The organism is Chryseobacterium antibioticum, assembly GCF_012927325.1.
GTDB lineage: Bacteria > Bacteroidota > Bacteroidia > Flavobacteriales > Weeksellaceae > Chryseobacterium > Chryseobacterium antibioticum.
Map to the genome: position 1 here is coordinate 96,585 of NZ_JABBGI010000017.1, position 24,674 is coordinate 121,258.

The following is a 24,674-nucleotide window of genomic DNA, read 5'->3' on the forward strand; positions in this document are numbered from 1 at the left end:
GATTTACTAAACAGAATTGACCCTGCTGATCAAAATATAATTATAAATGAAAAAAATATACACAATTTTTGCCCTTTCGGCAGCTTCAGTGGCTTTCTCCCAAATCCAGAAAGTAGAACCTGCTTTTTGGTGGAAAGGAATGAAAAATCCTGAACTTCAGATTTTAGTTTACGGAAAAGATATTGCACAAAGTAAAATTGAACTTTCCGACGGTATTCAGATAAAAGACATAAAAAAAGTTGAAAACCCCAATTATGTTTTTGTTACAGTCAATACAGGTGAGATCAATGTTCCGAAGTTTAAAATCAATCTTAAGAAAGGAAAGAAAAACATTAGCTCCTACACTTATGAACTGAAACAAAGAGCGTCCGGATCCGCAGACCGTGAATCTTTTACTTCAAAAGATGTCATGTATCTCATCATGCCGGACCGTTTTGCCAACGGTGATGAAAAAAATGATTCCAGACCCGATCTCATTGAAAAAGCAAACCGAAGCTTACCCAACGGAAGACATGGCGGTGATCTTCGTGGAATCATCGATAATCTTGACTATATTCAAAACCTTGGAGTAACGTCTGTTTGGCTTACACCTGTGAACGAAGACAATGAAAAAGTGTATTCCTATCACGGGTATGCACAAACTGATCTGTATAAAATAGATGGGCGTTACGGAACTAATGAAGAATACCGAGAGCTTTCCCAGAAACTGAACAAACGAAATATGAAGCTGATCATGGATTATGTGACCAACCATTGGGGAGTGTCCCATTGGATCATCAAAGATCTGCCTTCAAAAGACTGGATTCATTGGTTTGATGAAGGGAAAAATGGTTTCTACCGCTCCAATTATAAAACAACAACTCAGTTTGACACCAATGCCTCAGAAATTGATAAAAAATATGCACTGGATGGCTGGTTTGATACTACTATGCCTGATATCAATCAAAAAGATCCGTTGGTTTTAAAATATTTAACCCAAAATGCTATTTGGTGGATTGAATATGCTGAATTGGGTGGTCTACGCGTAGATACTTATCCATACAACGATAAAGAAGCTATGGCCAAATGGGCCAAAGCGATTACCGATGAATACCCGAAATTTAATATTGTAGGTGAAACCTGGCTTAATACAGCAGGACAGATCTCCGCATGGCAGAAAAATTCTAAGACAGGAGAAGCAGCAGGCTACAATTCAAATCTGCCTTCCGTTATGGATTTCATGCTGTTTGGAGATATGCCCAAAGCTCTTAAAGAAAAAGAAAGCTGGGACAACGGTATGATTAAGCTTTACAACGTTTTTACCAGCGACTTCCTGTATCCGGATATCAATAATCTACTGGTTTTCTTTGAAAATCACGATACCGAAAGATGGAATGAGATCTTCAATGCCGATCCGAAAGCCTACAAAATGGCATTGACCATGATTTCTACGGTCAGAGGTATTCCACAGATTTATTATGGCTCAGAAGTAGGAATGAGAGGAGATAAAACTAAAGGAGGCGATGCAGATATCCGCAGAGATTTTCCGGGAGGATGGAAATCTGATGCGCAGAATGCTTTCAATCCTTCATCACAGACTCCAGAACAGAAAGAATTTTATCAGTTTAGTCAAAAATTATTAAACTGGAGAAAAGGTAAAGAAGTAATTCATACCGGAAAAACTAAAAACTACGTTCCTCAGGAAGGTGTATTCGTATATTTTAGATATGATGCGAAGGACAATGTAATGGTGATCATCAACAATAATGAAAAAGATCAGACGTTAGATTTAAAACGTTTTTCAGAATCATTAAACGGAGTGGTAAAAGGAAAAGATATCATTTCAGGAAAAGAATTTCCTATACAAAGTAACCTGGCTATTCCTGCAAAAACGTCAATGATCATTGAACTCCAAAATTAAAATTAATAGACAATGAAAAAAATAACAATAATCTGCACAATGGTGCTATTTATCCTTGGTTTTACAGGAATGAATGCCCAATCCGGCAGTACTCAATTTGAAAAAGATAAAACAGAAATAGGGACCATGCTGGATGGTTTCAACACCGCTGCGGCAAAGGCTGATTTCAATACCTATTTCAATTATTTCGCAGATGAATCTACTTTTGTTGGGACAGATGCCACTGAAGTCTGGAATAAAAAAGCTTTTATGGTTTGGGCGAAACCTCATTTCGACAAAAAGAAAACCTGGAATTTCACCGCTCTTAAAAGGAACATCTATTTCAGTAAAGACGGAAAACTGGCCTGGTTCGATGAGCTATTAGATACACAAATGAAAATCTGCAGAGGTTCAGGGGTGGTAGAAAAAATAAAAGGGAGCTGGAAAGTGAAACAATATGTACTCTCCGTAACCGTTCCTAATGATGTCGTTGATAAAGTAGTCGCAGAAAAAGCACCGATTGAAGATACCTTAATACAAGAATTAAAAAAACAAAAATGAATCGTTCCAACAATATTTCTTCACAAAGAATAAAACCCAATCTTTCTATGCCTCAGATCATCAATATGAGCATGGGGTTTTTGGGAATCCAGATGGCTTTTGGTTTGCAAAATGGCAATGCCAGCAGAATCCTGGCTAATTTAGGTGCCGATGTTCATGAACTTTCATGGTTTTGGCTCGTAGCGCCCGTTACCGGACTTATTGTACAGCCAATTATCGGACATATGGGAGACAACACCTGGAGCCCGTTGGGAAGACGAAAACCGTATTTTTTAATAGGAGCTGTTTTGTGTGCACTGGGCTTGGTACTTCTCCCTAATGCAGCTACCGTGACCCATCTGTTTGCAGCTAATGCATTGCTGCTAGCTGTACTGTTTCTGGCTATGATGGATGCTTCCGTTAATATTGCGATGGAGCCATTTAGAGCTTTGGTAGGAGATATGCTTCCCAAACATCAGGGAACCCTTGGATTTTCCGTTCAGACTATTCTGATTGGAATAGGTGCAGTCGTAGGATCATATATTCCAAGCATACTGACTTCGTTAGGCGTTTCCAATGAAGCACCTGAGGGGTTTGTAGCCAATAACGTAATTTATTCTTTTTATGTGGGAGCTGGGATATTGTTACTCACAATATTATATACTATCTTTACAACTAAGGAATATTCTCCGGAGGAGTTTGCAGCATTCGAAGACGGAAAAGATATCCCGCAGGAACCTTCAAAATTTAGCGATATTTTTAAAGATTTTGCAGGGATTCCGACGCAGATGAAAAAACTGGGTGCTGTGCAGTTCTTCTCGTGGTTTGCATTATTCACGATGTGGGTATTTACTACAAGTGCTTTGGCGACTCATCATTTCGGACTTTCTCCTGAAGATACCCATTCCAAAGAATTCAATAATGCAGGAGACCTTACCGGAACACTGTTCGGAATGTATAATCTATGGGCCATTCCGTTTGCATTCTTATTAACCCCGATCGCAAAGAAAATTGGAAAGAAGCAAACTCATGCACTAGCGCTGTTATGCGGAGGATTGGGTTTGATCTCTATGTATTTTATTAAAGATACTGGCCTTTTATGGATTTCCATGATAGGTTTGGGTTTTGCCTGGGCGAGTATTCTTGCTATGCCGTATGCTATGCTTATTGAAGTGATTCCGCAAAGGAAAATGGGAGTGTATATGGGAATCTTCAATTTTTTTATTGTTATCCCTCAGATCATCAACGGATTATTTGGAGGTCCTATTGTAAGCAATATCTTCGGAAATCGGGCAATTGATTATATTGTAGTTGGTGGCGTATGTATGCTCATTGGAGCGGTCGTTACCATGATCTTCGTCCAATCAGAAGATGAAACCTCTAAGGAAATAGAGGGAGAAATTAAGCAGGTGCATTTTTAAATTCAGCAGAAAATAAGTAACTTATAAAGAATGATTTTAGTAAATTCGACTCAGTAATAAAAATGCCTCCTATTACAGGAGGCATTTGCTTTTTTACAGTTTTTTGTAAACGTTGGTATATTCGTCTTTTATACCATCGCCATTGGTGTCAAAATAATCGGTTATGACTTCAAGTTCAGTGTTGGTTATTTTTTTTAATGTGTACACCTCTGTTGTTCCGTCTGAATTTTTTAAATGGATTTTTTTAGAAGCAGAATCATATGTGTAATCTCCAGTAACTTCTGCATCAACTTGACACTGTGCTTCTGTATTTCCAAAATATATTATCTCATGCCATTTTCCAGCGGAACTCATATCCAGAGAGCCTTTCTTATCACATACGTTGGCATCAGATGATTCATTTGCAATAATACTTCCGTCTTTACCAGAATATGCCATATACTTAGAGGGCTGCCATTTACCAGTAATAGTTGGTTCACTTACTTCCATTGTGTCATCATCATTATTATTACATGAGAGCAAGCCTAAAACGGCAATACTTAAAAATAAATTTCTTTTAATCATTTTTTTGTTATTTATATTTAAAAAGTTCAAATGTAGCAATTTCATGACCCGAAAATTAGAATATTTCATAGAATTAATTCGATAATTTAATGTATTGATATGTAATGAATTGTTTTGTGTTTAACACTTGAGCAATCTAGAAAATTAGAGTTTTCTAGATTATTGTTTTCTTTTGTTTATTGGAAGTTTAATTTTTGTTTATTTTTACCAATATGACTCCAATGATTATTCAATCTGGCAATTAATACTCCTTCTTAACCTACATCAACATTTTCAAACACCCATATCCACTACATTTGTACCATAAATAATTACAGTATGAAAACAGTATATCATAAAGCAGATTCAAGAGGCCATGCAGATCACGGCTGGCTAAACAGCTACCACACATTCAGCTTTGCCAATTATCAAAACAAAGACAGAATGAATTTTGGTGTTTTAAGAGTGTTGAACGACGATACCGTTTCACAGGGAATGGGATTTGGAACACACCCGCACAGGGATATGGAAATTATATCAATTCCTTTGGAAGGAGATTTGGAACACAAAGATTCAATGGGAACCACTGCCGTTATCAAAAAAGGAGAGATTCAGGTAATGAGCGCAGGAACAGGGGTAATGCATAGCGAGTACAATAAAAATAAAGACGAAGCAGTAAAGTTTCTGCAGATCTGGGTTTTTCCTAAAGAAGTGAATGTGGAACCTAGATATGATCAGAAAAGCATCAAAGAGGGCGAAAAAATCAACGGGTTCCAGCAGATCTTATCTCCAAACAAAAATGATGACGGAGTATGGATCCATCAGGATGCATGGTTTAATTTGGCTAATTTCAAAGCAGGAAACGGCAAAAATTATATGTTGAACAAAAAAGGAAACGGAGTCTATGCTTTCGTTCTGAAAGGAAGTGCCAAAGTAGGAGACAGAGTGTTGAATGAAAGAGACGGATTAGGAATCTGGGATACTCAGAGCTTTAATATCGAAGCAGTAGATGACGCTGAGATCTTATTAATGGAAGTACCGATGGAAGTACCGGCTTATTTAAAGTAACATTAACGAATCTTCGTAATAAAATAGAACACAGTATATAAAAATAAACAATAAATGAAAGTTTTAGCAATAGCAGGAAGCAATTCAGATGCATCAATGAACAGACAGTTGGTAGCCTATGCATCATCTCTTTTTGAAAATGCAGAAGTAGAAGTAATAGATTTGAACCCTTTCGAAATGCCCATTTATAAGCATGAAAGAGAATTAACAGGAGGTGTTCCTCAAGAAGCAAAGGATTTTGCCTCAAAAATTGACGGAGCAGATCTTCTTTTGGTATCATTACCTGAGCACAACGGAACTTATTCTACAGCCTTCAAAAATGTATTCGACTGGGTATCCAGAATCAAAGACAGAACGGTATTTAATCAAGTGCCCATGTTATTGATGTCCACCTCTCCGGGAGGCAGAGGCGGAGCAGGAGTTTTAGAGGCGGCATCGAAGCGTTTTCCTTCTCATGGTGGAAATATTGTAGAAACTTTCTCACTTCCTTTCTTTAATGACAACTTTGATAAAGCTGCACAGAAGATTTCTAATGAAGAGAAAGACAGCGAATTAAAAGATAAAATCAAGAAGATTGCAGCCATTGAAACCATCCTTGAAAAATAGAGTTTGAATATTAATTTAAAATTACTATTTTTGCAAAAAGAAAAAAGATGAAAATTCAGACCACTTTTAAAGAATGTTTCTCAGAGAAAGGGAAAACTGTGGACTCTGAAATTCTGAGATAAAATAACGGCCGATAATCTACCAAGATTGTCGGCTTTTTTATTTTCTAAATCTGGATAAAAAGTAATTATAGAAATAAAATGTACCAATGTATCAATATTCCAGTTTTTTGGTTTTCCAGACAAGATGATTGTTACATTGTTAAACTGATACATTGCTACATTAATAAAATTATTAAACATGAGCAACACTTACAAATCGGCAGGCGTAGACAAAGAAGAAGGGTACAAAACGGTTGATAAGATCAAAAAAGCAGTAGGCGAAACCCACAACTCAAATGTATTGAACCATTTGGGAAGTTTTGGAGCTTTCTATGAGATCGGAGGATATAAAAATCCAGTGCTGGTTTCAGGAACAGACGGAGTAGGAACCAAGCTGAAAGTAGCTTTGGATACCAAACAGTATGATTCTATCGGCATCGACTGTTTCGCAATGTGTGCCAACGATATCCTTTGCCACGGTGCTAAACCCTTATTTTTCTTAGATTATCTGGCTTGTGGAAAGCTTGATTCAGAAGTTGCTGCTGAAATCGTTCTTGGAATGGTGAAAGCATGTAAGGACAACAATTGCGCATTGATAGGTGGTGAAACTGCTGAAATGCCGGGAATGTACCAGCCGGGAGATTATGATGTTGCAGGATTCTGTGTAGGAATCGTTGAAAAAGACCAGATCATTGACGGTTCTACCATCAAGACCGGAAATAAGATCATCGCTTTGCCAAGCTCAGGATTCCACTCCAACGGATTTTCATTAGTAAGAAAAGTATTCCCTAACTTCGAAGAAGAGTTTGAAAGAAAACCTTTATACGAAACCCTTTTAGTACCTACAAGATTATATTATAAAGACATCCATAAAGTATTGGAAGAAGTAAAAGTTTCCGGTATTGCCCACATTACAGGAGGCGGTCTTTATGAAAATGTTCCGAGAATTATTCCTGAAGGACTGTGTGCTTCTATCGATGCTGCCAAGATCAAAATTCCTAGCATTATGCTTGAATTGGAAAAAAGAGGTGGAGTATCTCGTGAGGAAATGTTCGGAACCTTCAATATGGGAGTGGGGATGATCATTGTTGCAGATGCAGAGCACGCTGAAAAAGTATTGCACCTTTTAGATGATGCTTACGAAATCGGTGAGATCACGGAAGGAAGCGAGAAAATCAATATAACAATATAACAATATAACAATGTACCAGTGTACCAATTGAATTCATTGTTACATTGCTAGACTGATACATTGTTACATTCACAACATGAAAAACATCGTTATACTCGTTTCAGGTTCCGGTACCAATCTGCAGAGAATCATAGATACCATTGACAGCGGAGAGATCCAAAATGCAAAAGTATCTTTGGTCGTGGCAGACAGAGAATGCTTCGGACTTGAAAGAGCCAAAAATCATCATATAGAAAACGTTCTGATTCCCAGAGGAAAAAATTTCAGCAGTGAATTAGGGAATAGGATTCCAAAAGATACAGATCTGATCGTATTGGCTGGATTCTTATCCATCCTGAAACCTGAATTCTGTGAAAACTGGAGTGGTAAAATTATCAATATTCATCCGGCACTGCTTCCTAAATTCGGAGGGAAAGGAATGTGGGGAATGAATGTTCATCATGCCGTTATTGAAGCCGGGGAAAAAGAAAGCGGTGCAACCGTACATTTTGTAACTCCTGGAATTGATGAAGGAGAAGCGATTCTTCAAAAATCATTTGAAGTGACAGCAGAGGACACTCCGGAAACAATAGCAGAGAAAGTTCACCATATTGAATATGAAATATTTCCAAAAGCCATCAACAAAGTTTTAGGAAATTAAATAATAATGTACCAATATAACAATGTACCAGTGTACCAATTGAATTCACTGTTACATTTTTAAGAAAAAATCTAAGTAAATAAAAGTAAGGCCGGGGGTGAAAGACCGGGCTACAGTTTGAAATAGCTGTAAAAAGTAAAAATTGAAAGCAAAAGTCCCGAAGGGACGATTTAATCAAGCATAGGAGTAAATCCTATGTGAAAAAAAATCAAAAAGTAAAAATGAGTAAAAAGAGAGTTTTAATCAGTGTTTCTGACAAAAGCGGATTGATCGAGTTCGCCCAGTTCTTGGAAGCCCAGAATTATGAGTTGATTTCTACAGGAGGAACGTTCAAACATTTGAAAGACGCTGGTTTAAATCCGATTCAGATCGATGAGGTAACCAATTTCCCTGAAATGCTGGACGGAAGAGTGAAAACCCTTCACCCCAAAGTTCACGGAGGTCTTTTAGCAGTTCGTTCCAATGAAGAGCACATGAAAACCGTTCAGGAGCACGGAATAGATCTGATCGATATGGTAATCGTGAATCTTTATCCTTTCTTTGAAAATGTAAACAAAGACATTTCTTTACATGAGAAAGTAGAGTTTATCGATATCGGAGGTCCTTCAATGCTTCGTTCTGCGGCTAAGAATTTCGATTCTGTTACCGTAATTACCGATGTGGAAGATTATGCAACGGTAAAGCTTGAAATGGAACAGAACGGTGATACGTACATCGAAACACGCAAAAAGCTTGCAGGAAAAGTATTCAACCTTACTTCAGCTTATGACGGGGCTATTTCAAGAATGCTTTTAGATGAAGAATATCCTACGTATCTTAATGCTTCATATAAAAAAGCATCTGATCTACGATATGGTGAAAACCCTCACCAAACTGCTGCTTACTACGTTTCTACATTTGAGAACGGGGCGATGAAAGATTTCGAACAGCTTGGCGGTAAAGAACTTTCTTTCAACAACCTTCGTGATATGGACCTTTGCTGGAAAGTAGTAACGGAATTCAAAGAAGAAATGGCATGCTGCGCAGTGAAGCATTCTACACCTTGTGGCGTAGCGATCGGAACTTCAGCATTGGAAACCTATCAGAAAACTTTCGAATGTGATCCGGTTTCTATTTTTGGCGGAATTGTTGCAATGAACTACAAGATCGATGCAGCAACTGCAGAAGAACTGAACAAAACATTCCTAGAGATTGTAATGGCTCCGGACTTTGATGAAGCAGCTCTTGAAGTTCTAAGAAAAAAGAAAAACCTAAGAATTATAAAAATCGTAAACCCTGTTTCTGACAAACAGACTTGGGTAAAAATTGATGGAGGTATCCTGGTTCAGGATAATGACAATCATTTCTCGGACGATATCAAAGTGGTGACTGAGGTACAGCCTTCAGAAGAGCAGAAAAAAGCCCTTCTTTTCTCTCAGAGAGTCGTGAAGTACGTAAAATCAAATGCAATTGTTGTTTCCAATGGTATCCAGGCATTCGGAATCGGTGGCGGACAGGTCAACAGAATCTGGGCTACTGAACAGGCCATCGAAAGAGCAAAAGAAAAATTCACAGGAGATCTTGTTTTGGCGTCTGACGCATTTTTCCCTTTCCGTGACGTAGTAGATTTCTGCGCTAAAGAAGGAATTAAAGCAATCATCCAGCCGGGTGGAAGTGTAAAAGATCAGGACAGCATTGAAGCTGCCAATGAGCACGGTATTCCAATGATATTTACCGGGGTTAGACATTTTTTACATTAATTAAAATAGAATTAAAAAATAATTTGGGATTGTATTTATAGCATTCAAAATTATATATTTGTAAAATAGACTAGATAATAAATAAAGTATGAGAATATTAATCATAGGTGAAGGCGGTAGAGAATCTGCTTTAGCAGCAAAGCTTCAGAATGATCCAAGAATTTCTAAAATGTTTTTTGCTAACGGTAATGCTACCACCGATGTAATAGGGAAAAATGTTCATTTATCAGAGATCAAAGAACTGAGAGATTTCGCGATCAAAGAAAAGATAGATCTTACAATTGTAGGTCCTGAAGCTCCGCTTGTAGCAGGTCTGAAGGATGAATTCAAAAAGCACGATCTTAAAGTTTTCGGTCCGAACCAAAAAGTAGCGAGCCTGGAAGGAAGTAAGGCTTTCTCTAAGAAATTTATGCAGACCTATGATATCAAAACGGCTAAAGCTGTGGTATTTGATTCATACAATGATGCTAAAGAATATGTTCAGACACAGCAGTATCCTCTAGTGGTTAAGGCGAGTGGTCTTGCAGGCGGAAAAGGGGTGGTTATTTGCGACAACATTGAAGAAGCTGAGGCTACGATCCACGACTTTATGATCAGAAGAATTTATGGAGATGCAGGAATCCGTTTGGTTATTGAAGAATATTTAGAAGGTTTTGAAGCTTCCATCATTGCATTCTCAAACGGTGAAAAGATTTTCCCTTGTATCGCTGCAAAAGATTACAAAAAAGCTGGAAACGGTGACACAGGACCCAATACGGGTGGTATGGGATCTGTAGCGCCAAGCCCTGATTTTACTCAGGAGCACTATGCTGATTTTGAAAAAAATATTTTACAAACGACTATTAACGGTCTGAAAGGAGAAGGATTCAGCTTTAAAGGAATCATTTTCTTCGGATTAATGGTTACTAAGAACGGAACTTACCTTCTTGAATATAACATGAGATTCGGAGATCCTGAAACTCAGGTATTAATGGCATTAATGGAAAACAATCTTCTTGATGTGATCCAGGACTGTATGGATGGAAAAGATATCGAGCTTAAGTTTAAAGACGAAAAAGCGGTATGTCTTGTGATGTGTTCCGGAGGTTACCCTAGAAATATCGAAACAGGGTACGAAATTGTAGGAGAGGACAAACTCAAGCATTCTAAACTTCTATATGCAGGGGCAGTAAGAAGAGCAGACAAAGTAGTTTCTAACGGTGGAAGAGTTCTGAACATCGTTGCTACGGGAGCTACCTATGACGACGCCCGCAAAAAGGTGTACGAAGATGCAGCCCACATTCATTTCGATTACGGTTTCTACAGAGAAGACATCGGAAAGTTTTAAAATAAATCACGAAAAAAGATTTGGAACGTTTCCAAGTCTTTTTTTGTAAAACAGTCAATATTCAGATACCAGATGTAAGATATCAGATTCCAGACGTTCAAGTCTGAAATCTGATATCTTACATCTGACATCATTTATTAATCATCATTTATCATTTATAAAATGAACAACGGTATTATCATATTAGATTTCGGATCACAGTACAATCAGCTTATCGGAAGAAGAATCCGTGAGATGGGGGTATATTCTGAAATCCTTCCTTTCAACACACCTTTACAGGATATTCTTGCTAAACAGCCGAAAGGGATTATCCTTTCCGGGGGACCAAGTTCTGTGAACGCAGAAAATGCCCACTTGGTAGAAAAAGAACTATATGAACAAGGGATTCCTGTATTGGGGATTTGCTACGGAATGCAGCTTACAGCTCATCTTTTAGGTGGAAAAGTAAATAAAGGTGAAAAAGGAGAGTACGGAAAAGCTCATTTAGATATTATTAAAGAAAGTGCTTTGTTAAAAGGAGTTACTCAGAATTCTATTGTATGGATGAGTCACTTTGACGAAGTAGGAGAGCTGCCTGCAGGGTTTGAATTAAATGCAAAATCAGGAGTAATGGCCTCTATTTCCAATGAAGACAGAAAAATCTACTGTGTTCAGTTTCACCCGGAAGTTTCCCATACGGAAGAAGGCGGAAAAATGCTTGAAAACTTTGTTTTCGCGATCTGTGATGCTGAGAAAAACTGGAAACTGACGAACTATATCGAAAAAACAGTTGCAGAAATCAAAGAAAGAGTAGGAGACAACAAAGTAATCCTTGGTCTTTCAGGAGGAGTAGATTCTTCTGTAGCAGCCGTTTTAATTCACAAAGCAATCGGTGATCAATTACAGTGTATCTTTGTTGATACAGGTTTATTGAGAAAGAATGAAGACGTAAAAGTAATGGAAAATTACGGCGAGCATTTTAATATGAATATTAAATTGGTTGACGCTTCTGAAAGATTCTTATCTAAATTAGCCGGAGTTGACGATCCTGAACAAAAAAGAAAGATCATCGGAAACGAGTTTATCCATGTTTTTGATGAAGAATCTCATAAAATCGAAGGGGCTAAATTCTTGGCACAAGGAACAATTTACCCAGACGTTATCGAAAGTCAGTCAGTAAACGGACCATCAGCAGTAATCAAATCTCACCACAACGTTGGTGGACTTCCAGAAGAAATGGAATTTGAACTGTTGGAGCCTTTAAGAGAACTTTTCAAGGATGAAGTAAGAAAGGTTGGGGAAGAATTAGGTATTCCTCATCATTTGGTACACAGACACCCTTTCCCTGGTCCAGGTTTAGGAATCAGAATTTTAGGAGCTGTAGACGCTGAAAAAGTGAAAATCCTTCAGGAAGCTGATGATATTTTCATTGAAGAATTATACAAAAATGATCTTTATGAAAAAGTATCCCAGGCTTTTGTAGTCCTTCTTCCTGTGAAATCAGTAGGAGTAATGGGGGACGAAAGAACGTATGAATACACCGCTGTAGTTCGTTCTGCCAACACCATCGATTTTATGACGGCAACGTGGAGCAGACTTCCTTACGAGTTCCTGGATACAGTATCCAGCAGAATCATCAACGAAGTAAGAGGAATCAACAGAGTAGCTTACGATATTTCAAGCAAACCACCTGCAACGATTGAGTGGGAGTAATTTCACTTTAATTTTTATAATATAAATTCTGCCCTAAGGCAGAATTTTTTTTATGATATTAAGTTTAAAATTGTTTTATAGAAAATACTATAAATACAATACCTATTAAGATTAGTAAAAAATATATTCCTTTAAATATCTTGTTCTCACCAACAATAAAATAACTTATCAATATTGATAATCCTGAAAAAAAATAAAGGAAATTTTTCCCGTCAAGACTATTGAGATTTGAACTGAATAATAAATTTAAATTGTGAGAAACATTATTTGCTGAGGCCGAATTAAAAAAAAATAGGGTAAAAATTATTAGAACTGCTATAGAATGAATCAGACGATATATTTTCATTTTTATGGATGTGTTTTGGTAATAAGTTTCTCTGCTGATTATTTTTCCTTAAATTTAAATAAAATTACGTCAAATGCAAATAGAAACAAGAGCCCTGAGTCTTCAGGATTATGATGAACTGGTAATAACAATGAAACGCGCTTATCCGCAGATGTCTGAATCTATTTGGTCTAAAAAAAGCATCGAAAAGCTCACCAGAATATTCCCTAAAGGTCAGATCTGTATCACGGTAGACGGAAAACTGGCTGCTGTAGCACTCTCCATTATTGTGAATTATGACGAATTCGGAGACGATCATACTTATGTAGATATTACAGGAAATTATACCTTCAATACCCATCTTTCAACCGGAAACGTGCTCTATGGAATTGAGGTTTTTGTAGATCCTGAGTTTCGTGAGCTGCGTCTGGGAAGAAGACTATATGATGCCAGAAAAGAATTATGTGAACTGCTTAATCTGAAATCTATAATTCTGGGTGGAAGAATTCCAAACTATCATAAATACAGCGACGAACTTTCCCCAAGGGAGTACATCCGAAGAGTAAGAGACAAAGAAATTTACGATTCTGTATTGTCTTTCCAGCTTTCCAATAACTTTCTGCCCATAAAGATTCTTAAAAAATACCTTCCCGAAGATGAATCCTCACTGGAAAATGCCGTTTTGCTACAATGGAACAACATCTATTACAGCAAAAAACCCAATACCATGCAGGACAGCATCATCCGTCTTGGACTGGTACAGTGGCAGATGAGACATTTTAAAAATATCGATGCTTTTTATGAGCAGGTAGAGTTTTTTGTGAATGTGATGGGCGACTACAAGTCGGACTTTGTCCTTTTTCCGGAACTTTTCAATACGCCGCTACTGGCGCCTTTCAATAAGCTTTCCGAAAGAGACAGTATGATAGAATTGGCTAAATTAAGTGAAGAAATCAAGAATAAAATTTCCGAACTGGCCATCAGTTACAATGTCAATATTATCTCAGGAAGTATGCCTGTTTTCGATACGGAGAGTAATGATCTGTATAATGTGAGTTATCTGTTACACCGTGACGGCCGTATCGATGAATACCGTAAAGTCCACATTACGCCAAACGAAAGAAAATACTACGGAATGAAAGGCGGAAATGAGATTAGAGTTTTCGATACCGACTGCGGAAAAATAGGTCTTGTCATCTGTTACGACGTAGAATTTCCGGAACTGCCGAGAATTTTGGCAGATCAGGGCATGAAAATTCTTTTTGTACCTTATCTTACCGATACCCAAAATGCTTATATCAGAGTACGTCACTGTGCGGCTGCGAGGGCTATCGAAAATGAATGTTATGTTGCGATTGCCGGATGTGTCGGAAATCTTCCGGGAGTCAACAATATGGATATCCAGTTTGGGCAGGCTGCCGTATTTACGCCTTCAGATTTTGCCTTTCCATCCAATGCTGTGAAAGGGGAAGCTACTCCTAATACAGAAATGACCCTTATTGTGGATGTAGACCTTAATTTACTGAAAGATCTCCATCATAACGGCTCTGTTCAGGTAATGAACGACCGTAGAAAAGACCTTTACGAAACTTACCTTAAGTAAGAAGCGTCCATAATTTTCAACACATAAAATCCTGGCCAAACGGTCAGGATTTATTTTCATTGTAAGGTATTTCGCCTATAAAAATAAAAAAAGAGCAGATGAATTTCTGCCCTATATTTAAAATGTTAAATTTTTTATAATTACTGCGGACAGATCACTGCAGGGCAGATCAGTCTCGGACATCTAGGTCTTCCGTCAGTAGGGCAGCACTCATACGAACAGTTACCACCGATAATGATACCGTTTCCGTTAATTCCCTTTAATTGTTCTCTTGAAAGTTTGCTGTTGCGTAAATTTTTCATTTTGTAATATTTATAGGTTAGTTGATAATTTGATGAATATAAAGATAAAAAAATCCTTTAAATAATAGTATAGCTAGAATTTTTTTTATTTGTATTTATTGTATTGTCTGAGCATTAGAAAAATAATTGAATTAAAAATGTTATTTTTTTTCATGATATTCTTGAAATTTACTATCTTCACTGATCAATTTAAATAAAATATAATGACAGGAACAGTAAAATGGTTTAACGAAACAAAAGGTTTTGGTTTTATTACACCAGACGGAGGCGGAAACGATATTTTTTGCCATCATTCAGCCATTCAGTCTTCAGGCCTTAGATCTTTAAAAGAAGGACAGGCAGTAGAATTTGATATTAAAGAAGGTAAAAAAGGACCTGAAGCAGACAATGTTAGAATAGTAGGATAATAACTTATTAAGATATTGTTGAAATAAAGCTGCCATAGTATGGCGGCTTTTTTTATGGCTCGACTCTGGCAAGAAGTAGTTCTGCTGACAGCATTAGCGTGGATTCAAATTCAAATAAAATAACAATAGGAACAATTTTTGGAGTAATTTGCAACAACTATCTACAAATATATGTTTGACAAGCAGCAACGAAAACTGAAAAGATCAGCCAGACTTATTTCCGTACTCAGTAAATACGGATTTAAAGATATGCTGGCGAGAATGAATACTGGAAATAAACAGGAACCGGTTTCTGATGATCCGGACGAGGTCATTTCCAAAGGGACCGTATATGAAAGAATCAGACTGGTGCTGGAAGAGCTTGGACCTACTTTTGTAAAATTGGGGCAGACATTCAGTAACCGTGAAGATCTTCTTCCACCCGAACTGATCCAGGAGCTACAGAAACTTCAGGATAAAGTAGATATGGTAGATATGGATGTAGAAGAAATTCTGGAAAACGAATTCAATATATCCGTTAAAGATCATTTTCTCGAGATTGAGAAAGAACCTTTGGCAACAGCATCTATCGCTCAGGTGTATAAGGCTGTTTTGCTGGATGGGAGTCCGGCGATCCTCAAACTCAAAAAAGCTGATGTACAGACCCTTATTGAAGATGATCTGCTTCTCATTAAAGACCTTGAAAAGTTAGTGTCGGCTTATTCAGAAATAGGAGAAAAACTTAATCTTAAACAGGCGATTTCTACTTTTGAAAAATCTTTGCTTGAAGAAGTTTCTCTGATCAACGAAAAAGAAAATATCCTGCATTTTGCCCGGAATTTCAAAAACAATAAAGAAACGTATGTTCCGAAAATTTATGAAGAGTTTTCGAATAACAATATTCTTTGCATGGAGTTTATCGATGGGATCAAGGTGACCGATAAAGCTGCGCTTTTAGCCCATGATATTGATCCTGTAAAAGTTTCTGAAGTGGGGTTGAGACTATTTGTTTCACAGATTCTGGATTACGGATTCTTCCATGCCGATCCGCATGCCGGAAATATTTTGGTGAAAAAGAACGGGAAAATTGTGTTCATAGACTTTGGGGCTGTAGGAAAGATCCAGCCAAACGATAAAGAGATCCTTGAAAACCTGATCGTAAGTTTTGTGGCTAAAAATCCTCATAAAATAGTCCGTTATCTCAAAAAAATGGCGGTCAGTTATGAAATTCCCGATGAAAGAAGATTTGAAAACGATGTAGAAGATATTCTGAACTTTGTTCACAGCTCTTCATTGCAGGATATCAACGTTCAGGTGATCATCAATAAAATGAAGGATATTCTAAAAGATAACAGGCTCTACATGCCGGATTATTTTTATCTCCTTTTTAAAGGGATCAGTCTGATAGAAGGAGTGGGACGAACCATTAATCCGGATCTGGATATTGTGAAAAGCCTTCACCCTTACACCAGAAAAATATTAACCAAAAAGATCAGTCCGAAGAATCTTTTAAAGACAGGGATGGACAGGATGCTAAATTTCACGGATAATGTAGATGAAATTCCCAAAGAACTCCGATCTGTTTTGCAGAAATTGGACGATAACAAATTCACAGTATCCAGCGAGATTAAAAATATTGAAAAGACTAATCAACTGATCAAGTCCAGTATCATTAACTTAATTTTGGCCATGATCCTGGGAGCTAACATTATTGCTACGGCTATTGTTTTTACTTCGGAATCCGGACCCAGAATAGGAGAGATGTCTTTAGTCGCGGTTTTAGGATTTGTATTTTCTGTTATATTGGTCTTGGTACTTTTACTGAGAGTAACCAGAAAATAAGAAAGTAGAATGGAAAGAAAAATTTCCTATCAAAAAAGATCCCAAAAAGAAAGGATATGTGATCATTACATCCAGCCAATGGGAAGATGATGATATCAAAATTAAAAGTACAAGTGTGAAAGTGAATTGAGTTTCGGTGTGCGGGTTTCGGATCACGAGATAAGGGAGTTTGAGAGTTAGAGGGTTGCTGGTTTATTATGTTAGTTGCTGGATTGAATGTCTGAAATCTGAAATCTGATGTCCATCATATTGGTTCTAGGCTCTTGATTCTTGATTCTCACAACTTAAAATTCACCACTGACATTAAGTTTAACCTCTAAATTTAAATACCTATCTTTGCACCATGGAAAAACTCACTTTTGCGGATTTTGACCTGCCGGTTAAAATTCTTGATGTTTTAGCGGATCTGGAATTATTCGAACCTACACCTATTCAGGAAAAGAGCTTAGGCCCTATACTTTCCGGGAGAGATGTCATGGGGATCGCACAAACCGGAACCGGGAAAACATTAGCCTATCTTCTGCCCGTTCTTAAAACATGGAAATACAACAAAGCAGGGAATCCTACTGTTTTGATTCTTGTTCCTACAAGAGAATTGGTGGTACAGGTAGCCGAAATTGTTGAGAAACTGACAGAAAATATTACCGCAAGAGTAATCGGAATATACGGAGGGAAAAATATCAATACACAGAAACTCTTATTTAATAACGGATGTGATATTTTGGTAGGAACTCCGGGAAGGGTAATGGATCTTGCTATTGATAATGCCATTTCACTGAAAGAAGTTAAGAATCTGATCATTGATGAATTTGATGAGATGCTTAATTTAGGTTTCAGACCGCAACTTACCCATATTTTTGAAATGATGAAGCCGAAGAGACAGAACATTCTTTTCTCGGCTACGATGACAGAAGCGGTAGATGAAATGCTGGATCAGTATTTTGCCAGTCCAATAGAGCTTTCATTAGCAAAATCCGGAACACCTCTTGAAAAAATTGAGCAGACCGGTTATAAAGTTGAAAACTTTAATACAAAAATCAACCTTCTTGAGTATTTATTGAAGAATAATGAAGACATGTCTAAGGTCTTGGTTTTTACCAATAATAAGAAGAATTCTGACCTTCTGTTTGCTAAAATCGATGAGCTTTTTCCTGAAGAATTTGATGTCATCCACTCAAACAAATCTCAGAACTACAGGCTTAAAGCCATGAAGAGATTTGAAAATGAAGAAATCCGGGGATTGATTACTACCGATGTAATGGCCAGAGGACTTGATATTTCAAATATTACCCACGTTATCAATTTTGAAACCCCTGAAATTCCTGAACAGTATATTCACAGAATAGGAAGAACAGGTAGGGCAGACAAAGACGGTAAAGCAATTACTTTTGCAACTAAAAAAGAAGAAACTTCTATTCTTGATATTGAGGTATTAATGGATAAAGATCTTAAGTTCCATGATTTCCCTACAGAAGTGAAAATAAATCCTAAGAAAATCGCTTCCGAGGAAGATGTGATCATTATGAAGAATCCTGCACAGGTAAAACTGTACGAAGGAGGAGGAGCATTTCACGAGAAAAAGGATAAAAACAAAAAAGAAAACTGGGGCGGTCCTTCAAAAAGAAAAGCACCTAAGAAATTTGGAGCTAACAGAGCCCAACAGAAATCGATATCAGTATCAAAATCTACTAAGAAAAAGAAATAACAAAAAACTCCCGATTTTTCGGGAGTTTTTTGTTTAGGTATTGTATTATTTCATATAAGGTTTCATCACTTTCGCCCATACCTCATATCCTTCCGGAGTCAGGTGGAGCATATCTTCTACGAAAAGATCTCTTCTTACGTTTCCGTTAGAATCTTCCATAGCTTTCGTAATATCGATGAATTCTGCATTCGGTTCTTTTTTCATGAAAGCGGCGATCTTTTTATTCGTTTCTTTCATTTGTGGCCAAAGGACTTCGCGGCTTGGAGAATATTTTATTGAAATAAAATCTACTTCGATGTTAGGAAACTTTTCACGGATCTTTTTATAGAATGTTTTAAACCTGTTGATCACCACTTTGGCCTTTAGATCGTGGTTGTCTGCAAAATCATTATCACCACAGTAGATAATGATCTGTTTAGGCTGGTAAGGGCTTAAAAGCTCGTCTGCGAAATCATTCAGATCTGTCATTCTTGATCCGCCAAAACCTCTGTTAATAATTGTTTTATCTGGGAAATAGCTGGTGACGTCTGTCCATTTCGTGAAAGAGGAACTTCCTATCAGAAGGATAGCGTCTTTGGGTGGAGGGGTTTCCTGATCTGCCTTTTTAAAATTTTGAATGTCTTGCCAGAACATCGGCTTTTTTTCCTGTGAAAAGGACAGGGCAAAATACAGCAGGAGAAATGCTGAAAGAATCTTCTTCATTGTAATCAAATTTTAAATGTCGTATAAAAGTAATAAAAAACTCCCGGTTTTATCGGGAGTCTGTGTTTATCTTTTGTAGGTAATGTAGATCAGATCGTCGGTACCATCATTGTTTTGATCATAAGCACCAAACAGCTGCGCCAGTTTCAGATCCTGGCTCGTCAGGATTTCAACTCTGTGCCATCTTTCAGTGTCATCGTCATTCTTGATGCTCAACAGCTTAGACTCTTCATTATAAGTATATTTACCTTCAGTTTTTCCGGTCATCTGGCAGTCGGTGCCTGTTCCTGAATAATACGTATAGCTGGTATAGTAATCGCTTCTGAAGTGTAATAAATTTTTGGCCTCACAATCAGACGGAGTTTCAGTAGAAAGTACTGTTTTATTGTCTTTTCCGGAAATGGTTTCTCTTTTAACCATCTTCCAGTCTCCGCTCATCATCTCTAATTCATAAGCTTCTATGTTGTCATCTTTACAGGAAGTTAGTGCCAGAGCTGAAAAGGCAAATAAAAGTAGCTGTTTTTTCATTTTCACAAATTTAAGAATATGCTAAAATATAAATAAATTTGAAATATTTATAATGAAATCCTGCTTTTTTAAACGAATGTTTATAAATAACAGGATTTTATATGATGAAGCTTTGAAAGTGATGGATTTTTATGGGTCGTACATAGTAGGTTGCAGGCAGTAGGGATTGTGTCAAAGTTTGAAATTTTGTTTTTTAATTTAGATTTTAAGAAACAAAAGTCAAGAGTCAAGAAACAAGATGCAAGACATCAGATTTCAAATCATAAACTCACTAACTTAATTATTACAAACTAGCAACCAGCATCTGCCAACTCTCTCACCCCACATTCCTAATAACTCATCTCCACAATCTTATAAGCATCCTGAGGCGTCAGTTTTTTATACTCACCAAGTCCGGACCATTTTCTGTCTGTAAATGCTTTTTCTACTCTTTCAGCTGTACCTTTATAATCTTCTGTATATTCGGAAAGTTTGGTTTTGATATTCAGGCTGTGGAAGAATTCTTCCATCTTTTTGATTCCTGCTTCAGCTTTTTCTTCCAGTGTTCCGTCTTTGATTCCCCATACTCTTTCAGCGTACTGAGCCAGTTTTCCTTTTTTGGTTTCGAAATTATAACGGTAGTGGGAAGGAGCAATAACCGCTAAAGTTCTTGCATGGTCGATTCCGAAATAAGCAGTTAGTTCATGCCCCATAGCGTGTACCGCCCAATCTGTGATCACTCCCTTCTGGATAAGACCATTCAGAGCCATTGTACAGCACCACATAAAGTTTCCGGCAGCATCATAATTAAAATCATCAGCCAGAACTTTTGGAGCTGTTTCCTGAAGGCTGATCAGAATGCTTTCCGCAATTCTTTCCTGAAGATCTGCAGAAGAAGGGGCCGTCATATATTGTTCCAAAACATGCGTGTAAGCATCTGTAATTCCGTTGACGATCTGGTTCTTAGGGATTGTTCTGATCACTTCCGGATCTAAAACAGAAAACTGAGGGAAAAGACCAGGTCCACCGGACGATAATTTTTCATTGGTTTCTCTTCTTGAAATGACATAACCTGAATTCATTTCAGAACCCGTTGCCGGCAATGTCAGAATACTTCCGAAAGGCATTCCTTCTCCTTCAAACGTTCTTACTGAATTTCTAAGGATTTCCCAGGGTTCTCCATCATAATTGGCAGCAGCAGAAAGAAATTTAGTTCCATCAATCACAGATCCTCCGCCTACAGCCAGCAGATAATTGATATTATTTTCTTTGATAAAACTTAAAGCGTTGATTAGTACTTCATACTCAGGATTTGCAGGAACACCTCCGAATTCATACAGATCATGATCTTTCAGAGCTTCCTTTACCTGATCGTAAACACCGTTGTTCTTAATGCTTCCACCTCCGTAGATCATTAATATTTTAGCATCTTTTGGAACTTCACGGGAGATCTTAGCGATTTCACCTTTTCCGAAAAGTATTTTTGTTGGATTTTTAAATTCGAAATTGAGCATTGTTCTAAATTTATTTGATTCAAATTTACGCAAAGCAATACGAAAACTGAGTTAATGAAATTTTAAAATTACTATCGACCTATTTTATAATAACAATTTAAAATTTAACCCAGGTTTGGAATAAGATGTTTTTAGAATCAGGAGAGATGCGCTCAAATCAAGAGCCAGGAATCAAGAATCAAGAACCAAGAACCAAGAATCAAGACATAAGACATCAGATTTCAGACATCAGACCGAAGACTTTGAATGCTTGTGGAATGTGAATGGTGAATTTTACTTCGCAAGTGAATGTGCATTTTTATAGTAGACATGAGATTTCAGATGTTGAATCGATAAACTCTACAATTATATTTCAATGCATTCAATTGCAAAAGTTGACATTGAAGCAACCGATTTTTATGGAGTTTTTCCCTTTTTGAAGCTGTCTTTTTATTTTGGAGCAGTCTGAGCTGAAGTATCGCAGTCCTCACTTTTAAAGTAAATACCTTTATTTTTTGACTCCAGTCTGCCCGTTTTTCTATTGATTTTGATGAAGTAAGATTCTTTAATTTCGGGACAACCTTTAGATTTTGAGGCATACAGAGATATATGTTTGTCCTCCATTTTATATGAACCACCTGCTTTATTGCTGGTATCTACGGAAAAACCATACGTTTGGGCCAATAAAATAGCTTCCGGAAGATTATCAACCGTTCCGATGAAATCTCTTAACTGCTGTTCACTGGAGAAATAGACAGACCTTTCGTTTTTACAGGCAAGAATATAGGAAAAGCATCTGTTGTCCATACATTGCTGAAAGAAACCTTTCTCAGGAAGAGGCTCGTTGATGGTCATGAAATCCGGCATCTGACTTTCATAGATCACTGCTTTTTCAGGATCGGTGTCATTGGTAAGAACTCTCCAATAACCATATTCTTTATCCGGAACAATAAATGGGTACAAATATTCTGCTGTATCCAGAATATCCGGAATCTTTCTGTAGTCATCAGGAACCACAGTCTGTGCAAAGAACAGATTGGATAGAACCAGCGAAGTGATGACAATAATTTTCATAAAGGAAGTGCTTTCCGGCAAATTTACGAAAATGAATGATGATTTATTTTTTATCCTTTAAATAATTAGCAGCGTTGGTATTGCCGGGATTAAGAATCAATGATTTTTTATAGTTAATAACAGCTTCTTTCTTTTGTCCTAACCCATCTAATGCTTCACCATAGCTGTCATAAACATTGGCGCTGTTCGGAAATAACAAGGTATTCAATTTGAAAACGGCAAGGGCTTCATTCTTGAGATTCCGGCTTATCAGCTGGTAACCCCATGAATTGATCTCATCCTCTGACACGGTAAAATTTTTATTGTTCTCTTTAATTTTTTGATAAATTGCATATACATTTTGATACCCACCTGAAACAGTTTGGTGATAGAGTAGCTTCATATTCGGGCTAAGTCCAAAACCATTTTCAATTTTCATATCTGGTATGTAGTATCCGGCAATTTCATCAATGAACCATTCAGGATTTGCTCCCTGAAGATTGCTTAAAACAATGATTGATAGATTATCGTCCGGATAAACAAACAGGGCAGAGCGCATACCTCCTACAGGAGCAACGGCGGGATGCTCAGACCTTACAACAGTCGGCCATCCTAGGGCATAACCGTTCGTGAGTTTATTAAAACCACCTATGTCACCATTATTGAGCTTTATAGTAGTAAAAAGCTCCTTAATGCTTTTTTTATCATGAAGCAGTTTCCCTTTCTGCAGGGCTATGAGCCACTTACTCAAATCTTCAGCTGATGATAAAATTCCTGTAGCTGTCCGAAAAAATAGAGGAAAGGCAACAAAAGCATTGTGGAGCTTTCCGTCATTGATCCATTGGCCATCATGATTAATAATTGTGGAATATGAACCCGCATTATTCTCGATAATATCATTAGAATCTCCAAATCGAGTGACAAACATTGTACACGGCTTAAATTGATTTTCTTCAATAAACTTCGCGAAATGCTCTCCGCTCAATTTTGTAATTATTTTTCCTAAAATATAGTAGCCTGTTTGATTATAACTGAATTTCTCACCAGGCGAAAACTCCATAGGACGTGTTTTAACTATTTCCCAATTTTTGTTTTCGATACCGCCACCCAATAGCTGTTCTTTTTCATCAATATTATTGGGAAGACCTGATGTATTGCTTAATAACTGTTTGATTGTTATTTTTTTCCAGTTTCCCGGAATGTCAGAAAGATATTTTGAAATGGTATCATCTGTTTTTAATTTTCCCTGCTCCTGAAGTTGCATGATAGCAACACCAACAAAAGCTTTCGTCATTGAATTGATAGAGAATACCATATTGTTTTTTGTTGCGATCTGATGTTCAATATTGGCAAGTCCATAATTACTCAGTTGATCAATTTTTTCATTTCTGATGACAGCCAATTGAAGCCCTGGGATTTTCAGTTCCTGCATTTTATGCTTGATAAAAACATCAATGCTGTCAGAACGCTTTTGTGCTGTATAGTTTTGTATAAATAAAACAATAATAATAATAACAAGAAATGATTTCAATGAGATTTTCATAAGACCGTTTATTGTAAGACATTGTAAGATAGCTTTTTATTACATATGATCTCTCTTTTTACAATCTGACCTTTATATACTGCAAATTAAATTCATAGTTAAGGCTATTGCAGTACAATTTTATAATATCCTTTTTCGTCTGTTACATCAATACCTATACCGGTAAATGTTAATTTGTTAATCTGATAACCATCACAACCCCCTTTAAATTCTGACGAATGTATTGAAAAATTAAAAGCTTTAATATTAGAAGAGAAAGTATAATTTTTTGTACCATTATAAGCGCCTACATTTTCTAAAATGACGATGTCCTCGGATGTTTTGGTTAATTGTACCCCCAGGGCAAACGCATGATAGAAGTCACATAAGATAGTATATAATTGTTTGATAATAAATAATTTATCATTAGTTTGTTGAGATAAAATATTGTATATTCATCTGATAATCAATAAATTAATTCATTAT

21 protein-coding genes are annotated in these 24,674 nt (G+C 37.0%); 14 read left to right on the top strand and 7 right to left on the bottom strand.

The window, feature by feature from the left end; all coding sequences use genetic code 11:
• Positions 1–46: 46 nt before the first annotated feature.
• The 3 genes from HHL23_RS14255 to HHL23_RS14265 are packed head-to-tail and all read left to right on the top strand — an operon-like array spanning position 47 to position 3,840.
• Positions 47–1,900 carry a glycoside hydrolase family 13 protein gene (locus tag HHL23_RS14255; protein ID WP_169235459.1) on the top strand — a complete coding sequence of 618 codons (1,854 nt, stop codon included), beginning with the start codon at positions 47–49 and terminating at the stop codon, positions 1,898–1,900.
• A gap of 12 nt (positions 1,901–1,912) precedes the next feature.
• Positions 1,913–2,440: a nuclear transport factor 2 family protein gene (locus HHL23_RS14260; protein WP_169235460.1), complete on the top strand. Its 528-nt coding sequence runs from the start codon at positions 1,913–1,915 to the stop codon at positions 2,438–2,440.
• Positions 2,437–3,840 (top strand): MFS transporter, encoded by a 1,404-nt coding sequence (locus HHL23_RS14265; RefSeq protein WP_185194877.1) that lies wholly within the window; start codon positions 2,437–2,439, stop codon positions 3,838–3,840. Before HHL23_RS14260 ends, HHL23_RS14265 begins: the two co-directional genes overlap by 4 nt.
• Before the next feature lie 93 nt (positions 3,841–3,933).
• On the opposite strand, the gene HHL23_RS14270 is transcribed toward HHL23_RS14265, so the two are convergent.
• Positions 3,934–4,404 carry a lipocalin family protein gene (locus HHL23_RS14270; RefSeq protein WP_169235461.1) on the bottom strand — a complete coding sequence of 157 codons (471 nt, stop codon included), beginning with the start codon at positions 4,402–4,404 and terminating at the stop codon, positions 3,934–3,936.
• A 318-nt stretch (positions 4,405–4,722) separates the two neighbouring features.
• Here HHL23_RS14270 and HHL23_RS14275 point away from each other — a divergent pair, with 318 nt between their 5' ends.
• From HHL23_RS14275 to HHL23_RS14310, 8 genes are all read left to right on the top strand, one after another.
• Entirely contained in the window at positions 4,723–5,451 is a 729-nt protein-coding gene (locus tag HHL23_RS14275) for a pirin family protein (RefSeq protein WP_169235462.1), read from the top strand.
• A gap of 54 nt (positions 5,452–5,505) precedes the next feature.
• The gene (locus tag HHL23_RS14280) at positions 5,506–6,057 is read left to right on the top strand and encodes an NADPH-dependent FMN reductase (RefSeq protein WP_169235463.1); all 552 of its coding nucleotides are present in this window, start codon (positions 5,506–5,508) and stop codon (positions 6,055–6,057) included.
• Between the two features lie 300 nt (positions 6,058–6,357).
• On the top strand, positions 6,358–7,350 hold the full coding sequence (purM, locus tag HHL23_RS14285; RefSeq protein ID WP_169235464.1) for a phosphoribosylformylglycinamidine cyclo-ligase: 993 nt from the start codon (positions 6,358–6,360) through the stop codon (positions 7,348–7,350).
• A 76-nt stretch (positions 7,351–7,426) separates the two neighbouring features.
• Positions 7,427–7,990 carry a phosphoribosylglycinamide formyltransferase gene (purN, locus tag HHL23_RS14290; protein ID WP_169235465.1) on the top strand — a complete coding sequence of 188 codons (564 nt, stop codon included), beginning with the start codon at positions 7,427–7,429 and terminating at the stop codon, positions 7,988–7,990.
• 221 nt (positions 7,991–8,211) lie between these two features.
• A complete protein-coding gene (purH, locus tag HHL23_RS14295) occupies positions 8,212–9,729 on the top strand; it encodes a bifunctional phosphoribosylaminoimidazolecarboxamide formyltransferase/IMP cyclohydrolase (RefSeq protein WP_169235466.1) in 1,518 nt (505 codons plus the stop codon).
• 88 nt (positions 9,730–9,817) lie between these two features.
• Positions 9,818–11,056, top strand: a complete 1,239-nt coding sequence (gene purD, locus HHL23_RS14300) for a phosphoribosylamine--glycine ligase (protein ID WP_169235467.1) — start codon at positions 9,818–9,820, stop codon at positions 11,054–11,056.
• 162 nt (positions 11,057–11,218) lie between these two features.
• Positions 11,219–12,748: a glutamine-hydrolyzing GMP synthase gene (gene guaA, locus HHL23_RS14305; RefSeq protein WP_169235468.1), complete on the top strand. Its 1,530-nt coding sequence runs from the start codon at positions 11,219–11,221 to the stop codon at positions 12,746–12,748.
• 419 nt (positions 12,749–13,167) lie between these two features.
• Positions 13,168–14,676, top strand: a complete 1,509-nt coding sequence (locus HHL23_RS14310; protein ID WP_169235469.1) for a carbon-nitrogen hydrolase family protein — start codon at positions 13,168–13,170, stop codon at positions 14,674–14,676.
• Positions 14,677–14,816: 140 nt separating this feature from the next.
• Here the strand turns inward: HHL23_RS14310 and HHL23_RS14315 are convergent, their stop codons facing one another.
• The gene (locus tag HHL23_RS14315; protein ID WP_169235470.1) at positions 14,817–14,978 is read right to left on the bottom strand and encodes a hypothetical protein; all 162 of its coding nucleotides are present in this window, start codon (positions 14,976–14,978) and stop codon (positions 14,817–14,819) included.
• 200 nt (positions 14,979–15,178) lie between these two features.
• Here HHL23_RS14315 and HHL23_RS14320 point away from each other — a divergent pair, with 200 nt between their 5' ends.
• The 3 genes from HHL23_RS14320 to HHL23_RS14330 all read left to right on the top strand — a co-directional run bounded on the left by HHL23_RS14320 (position 15,179) and on the right by HHL23_RS14330 (position 18,911).
• On the top strand, positions 15,179–15,385 hold the full coding sequence (locus tag HHL23_RS14320; protein WP_073336871.1) for a cold-shock protein: 207 nt from the start codon (positions 15,179–15,181) through the stop codon (positions 15,383–15,385).
• A gap of 171 nt (positions 15,386–15,556) precedes the next feature.
• Complete coding sequence (locus tag HHL23_RS14325; RefSeq protein ID WP_169235471.1) at positions 15,557–17,206, top strand: ABC1 kinase family protein; 1,650 nt, start codon at positions 15,557–15,559, stop codon at positions 17,204–17,206.
• A gap of 343 nt (positions 17,207–17,549) precedes the next feature.
• Positions 17,550–18,911, top strand: coding sequence for a DEAD/DEAH box helicase (locus HHL23_RS14330; RefSeq protein WP_169235472.1), 1,362 nt, complete (start codon positions 17,550–17,552; stop codon positions 18,909–18,911).
• A gap of 45 nt (positions 18,912–18,956) precedes the next feature.
• On the opposite strand, the gene HHL23_RS14335 is transcribed toward HHL23_RS14330, so the two are convergent.
• From HHL23_RS14335 to HHL23_RS14355, 5 genes are all read right to left on the bottom strand, one after another.
• A complete protein-coding gene (locus HHL23_RS14335) occupies positions 18,957–19,613 on the bottom strand; it encodes a GDSL-type esterase/lipase family protein (protein ID WP_169235473.1) in 657 nt (218 codons plus the stop codon).
• Between the two features lie 66 nt (positions 19,614–19,679).
• Entirely contained in the window at positions 19,680–20,141 is a 462-nt protein-coding gene (locus HHL23_RS14340) for a lipocalin-like domain-containing protein (RefSeq protein WP_169235474.1), read from the bottom strand.
• Between the two features lie 329 nt (positions 20,142–20,470).
• Complete coding sequence (locus HHL23_RS14345; protein ID WP_169235475.1) at positions 20,471–21,634, bottom strand: iron-containing alcohol dehydrogenase; 1,164 nt, start codon at positions 21,632–21,634, stop codon at positions 20,471–20,473.
• Positions 21,635–22,063: 429 nt separating this feature from the next.
• A complete protein-coding gene (locus HHL23_RS14350) occupies positions 22,064–22,687 on the bottom strand; it encodes a hypothetical protein (RefSeq protein WP_169235476.1) in 624 nt (207 codons plus the stop codon).
• 43 nt (positions 22,688–22,730) lie between these two features.
• Complete coding sequence (locus tag HHL23_RS14355) at positions 22,731–24,209, bottom strand: serine hydrolase domain-containing protein (protein ID WP_194306307.1); 1,479 nt, start codon at positions 24,207–24,209, stop codon at positions 22,731–22,733.
• Positions 24,210–24,674: the final 465 nt, after the last annotated feature.

Coding starts and splice junctions, on each gene's coding strand:
- HHL23_RS14255 (WP_169235459.1), top strand. CDS start 47: ATGAAAAAAATATACACAATTTTTGCCCTTTCGGCAGCTTCAGTGGCT.
- HHL23_RS14275 (WP_169235462.1), top strand. CDS start 4,723: ATGAAAACAGTATATCATAAAGCAGATTCAAGAGGCCATGCAGATCAC.
- purD (WP_169235467.1), top strand. CDS start 9,818: ATGAGAATATTAATCATAGGTGAAGGCGGTAGAGAATCTGCTTTAGCA.
- HHL23_RS14355 (WP_194306307.1), bottom strand. CDS start 24,209: ATGAAAATCTCATTGAAATCATTTCTTGTTATTATTATTATTGTTTTA.
- HHL23_RS14265 (WP_185194877.1), top strand. CDS start 2,437: ATGAATCGTTCCAACAATATTTCTTCACAAAGAATAAAACCCAATCTT.
- HHL23_RS14280 (WP_169235463.1), top strand. CDS start 5,506: ATGAAAGTTTTAGCAATAGCAGGAAGCAATTCAGATGCATCAATGAAC.
- HHL23_RS14315 (WP_169235470.1), bottom strand. CDS start 14,978: ATGAAAAATTTACGCAACAGCAAACTTTCAAGAGAACAATTAAAGGGA.
- HHL23_RS14260 (WP_169235460.1), top strand. CDS start 1,913: ATGAAAAAAATAACAATAATCTGCACAATGGTGCTATTTATCCTTGGT.
- HHL23_RS14325 (WP_169235471.1), top strand. CDS start 15,557: ATGTTTGACAAGCAGCAACGAAAACTGAAAAGATCAGCCAGACTTATT.
- HHL23_RS14350 (WP_169235476.1), bottom strand. CDS start 22,687: ATGAAAATTATTGTCATCACTTCGCTGGTTCTATCCAATCTGTTCTTT.
- HHL23_RS14340 (WP_169235474.1), bottom strand. CDS start 20,141: ATGAAAAAACAGCTACTTTTATTTGCCTTTTCAGCTCTGGCACTAACT.
- purM (WP_169235464.1), top strand. CDS start 6,358: ATGAGCAACACTTACAAATCGGCAGGCGTAGACAAAGAAGAAGGGTAC.
- purN (WP_169235465.1), top strand. CDS start 7,427: ATGAAAAACATCGTTATACTCGTTTCAGGTTCCGGTACCAATCTGCAG.
- HHL23_RS14335 (WP_169235473.1), bottom strand. CDS start 19,613: ATGAAGAAGATTCTTTCAGCATTTCTCCTGCTGTATTTTGCCCTGTCC.
- purH (WP_169235466.1), top strand. CDS start 8,212: ATGAGTAAAAAGAGAGTTTTAATCAGTGTTTCTGACAAAAGCGGATTG.
- HHL23_RS14330 (WP_169235472.1), top strand. CDS start 17,550: ATGGAAAAACTCACTTTTGCGGATTTTGACCTGCCGGTTAAAATTCTT.
- guaA (WP_169235468.1), top strand. CDS start 11,219: ATGAACAACGGTATTATCATATTAGATTTCGGATCACAGTACAATCAG.
- HHL23_RS14270 (WP_169235461.1), bottom strand. CDS start 4,404: ATGATTAAAAGAAATTTATTTTTAAGTATTGCCGTTTTAGGCTTGCTC.
- HHL23_RS14345 (WP_169235475.1), bottom strand. CDS start 21,634: ATGCTCAATTTCGAATTTAAAAATCCAACAAAAATACTTTTCGGAAAA.
- HHL23_RS14310 (WP_169235469.1), top strand. CDS start 13,168: ATGCAAATAGAAACAAGAGCCCTGAGTCTTCAGGATTATGATGAACTG.